General features: G+C 34.6%; 4 protein-coding genes. 3 read left to right on the forward strand and 1 reads right to left on the reverse strand.

The features are described from left to right. Positions 1-261 precede the first annotated feature (261 nt). A complete protein-coding gene (locus ACIR131C_RS0120895; RefSeq protein WP_028091724.1) occupies positions 262-702 on the forward strand; it encodes a response regulator in 441 nt (146 codons plus the stop codon). A gap of 177 nt (positions 703-879) precedes the next feature. Here ACIR131C_RS0120895 and ACIR131C_RS26400 read toward each other — a convergent pair whose 3' ends face one another. Next, a complete protein-coding gene (locus tag ACIR131C_RS26400) occupies positions 880-1,053 on the reverse strand; it encodes a hypothetical protein (RefSeq protein ID WP_196803237.1) in 174 nt (57 codons plus the stop codon). A 138-nt stretch (positions 1,054-1,191) separates the two neighbouring features. Between ACIR131C_RS26400 and ACIR131C_RS0120905 the strand changes: the two genes are divergently transcribed. Both ACIR131C_RS0120905 and ACIR131C_RS27420 read left to right on the forward strand, forming a co-directional pair. After that, on the forward strand, positions 1,192-1,737 hold the full coding sequence (locus ACIR131C_RS0120905; RefSeq protein WP_028091725.1) for a DUF2854 domain-containing protein: 546 nt from the start codon (positions 1,192-1,194) through the stop codon (positions 1,735-1,737). 74 nt (positions 1,738-1,811) lie between these two features. Further along, a complete protein-coding gene (locus ACIR131C_RS27420) occupies positions 1,812-1,904 on the forward strand; it encodes a 4-Cys prefix domain-containing protein (RefSeq protein ID WP_417033482.1) in 93 nt (30 codons plus the stop codon). Positions 1,905-1,975: the final 71 nt, after the last annotated feature.

The raw sequence follows: 1,975 nt of genomic DNA on the forward strand, positions 1-1,975 counted from the left end.
ATTTTTAATTTTTCCTAAAATCATCATGCAAAAAAGACATGACTAAATCTTTTTTTTGCATAAAAATATTTTTTTCATCACTAAAATTCATCCATAAGATAGAGTGAATTATTTTACTAATAATCATAGACTATAAAAATTCATACCATTTGGGATTTTAAATTGTCAATAAATTATTAAATCAGCACAAAGTTGACAACTTTTTACCTGCGACAATCATTTCTCAAATTGGTATTAATTTACATTTATTCTTTTTTTGGAATGTTAATGTTGTCCCCTGAGTTTTCTAACTTGGATCTTCTCGTAGTTGATGATCATGAACTCACTCGTTTAAGCTTACAATTAGTGTTTTCCACTCAAGAAAATATTCATGTTGTTGGTTTAGCTGCTCATGGTCAAGAAGCTATAGAAATGGTTAAATTATATCAACCTCATGTTGTTATTCTCGATTTACAAATGCCAATTATGGATGGTTGGGTAGCATCTCATTACATTAAAGATATATCTCCAAATACTCAGATTTTAGCTTATTCATCTGTAGATGAAACATCTTTTCAGCAAAACCAAACTCAGCATAAATTTGATAAAATTTGCAAAAAAGATATTCGTACAAAAGAACTCATTACCTTAGTCAGACAGTTAGGACAGCTAAGTATTTTTCCTATTCAGAAGCAAAATTTAAGCCCGTCTCATCTAAATTAGACAGCATTTTTCGAGATTATAAGATGTGGTGCGGAAATATTGCCCGCTAAAGGTCTAATACACTCCAATTAAATTCGCTGTAAATTATCAATTCTTATCAAAATTAAATTGCGTCCGGTATATTGTTCATAACACATACCGGACACTAATTTTTATTATTAAACCTGCTTAATTATTTCACTCATTAGGAACAGTGCGTTTAAATTCATCCAGTAGATCATCTAGTTCTTCCAATGCTTGATTAACATCAACCCTTAACGTTCCTAAATTGGGTTGTTCGAGTAAACTCAGCAACCGTTCACGTTTAGCTTGAACCGCACTAATTCGGTCTTTAATTGTCTGAATATCCATTTTTTGCTTCCAGTCCTTAAACACTTCAAATCTAAAGTTAACGCAAAAAACAAGAATATTAATTTCTGTGTCAATTTGCCCCTAATCAGGGATGATAATAGAACTAAGAATAAACATAAATTATACTAATCTCAAATTATGCTCGGCGGAATTTCTTTGGGAACACTTGGTTTAACAATCGGTAGTATACTCACTATTACAGGTTTTGTTGCCTATTTTGCAGATAACGCTACCCTCAATTTAGTGGGGTTTTTCTATGGTTTTCCGCTGCTATTGGGAGGTTTAGCTCTCAAAGCTAATGAACTTAAACCCATACCTTTCAGCCAAGCCACCACACCATCAATTTTAGCACTCAGAAAACAACAAGCAACTGTCACACAAACTAAAATCCGTAAAGACATCACACGCTACTGCTATGGACAAAAAGCCCATTTAGACGAAGCCCTGGCTTATCTAGGTTTAAGTCCCACGGACGATTCCAGACCAATAGTGACAGGTTTACGAGAAACCGAAATCAATGGGGCTTATACCCTCATTTTAGAATTTGATTCGCCATTAATTAGCTTTGATGCTTGGCAACAAAAGCAAGAAAAAATGACCAAATATTTTGGACCTAATGTAGAAATTAGCATGACACAGCCCAGAGAAGATTGTATTGAACTCTCTTTGATGAAGCAGAAATAGTAGCAGCGGGGTTTCCCCGCCTATCTTGTTTCCTGGTATAGTATAATCATCCCTAGAAATACCCAGCAGCTACCATGAGTCAATGTCTTAATCCTACCTGTCTTCATCAAAATCGCCAGGGTACTAACTTTTGTGAAAAGTGTGGTGGTAAAATCCTTTGGCAATAAGAAGAGAATTTAGGACTTACGCAAGATTCATGGAATAACGAACCACTCCAGGCACAGAGGTCACGGAGAAA

The sequence above is a fragment of the Dolichospermum circinale AWQC131C genome, from assembly GCF_000426905.1.
Taxonomy (GTDB): domain Bacteria; phylum Cyanobacteriota; class Cyanobacteriia; order Cyanobacteriales; family Nostocaceae; genus Dolichospermum; species Dolichospermum circinale.

What these genes read in the sequence shown, in the direction of transcription:
- ACIR131C_RS26400 (WP_196803237.1), bottom strand. Translation starts at nt 1,053, where the DNA reads ATGGATATTCAGACAATTAAAGACCGAATTAGTGCGGTTCAAGCTAAA.
- ACIR131C_RS0120905 (WP_028091725.1), top strand. Translation starts at nt 1,192, where the DNA reads ATGCTCGGCGGAATTTCTTTGGGAACACTTGGTTTAACAATCGGTAGT.
- ACIR131C_RS27420 (WP_417033482.1), top strand. Translation starts at nt 1,812, where the DNA reads ATGAGTCAATGTCTTAATCCTACCTGTCTTCATCAAAATCGCCAGGGT.
- ACIR131C_RS0120895 (WP_028091724.1), top strand. Translation starts at nt 262, where the DNA reads ATGTTAATGTTGTCCCCTGAGTTTTCTAACTTGGATCTTCTCGTAGTT.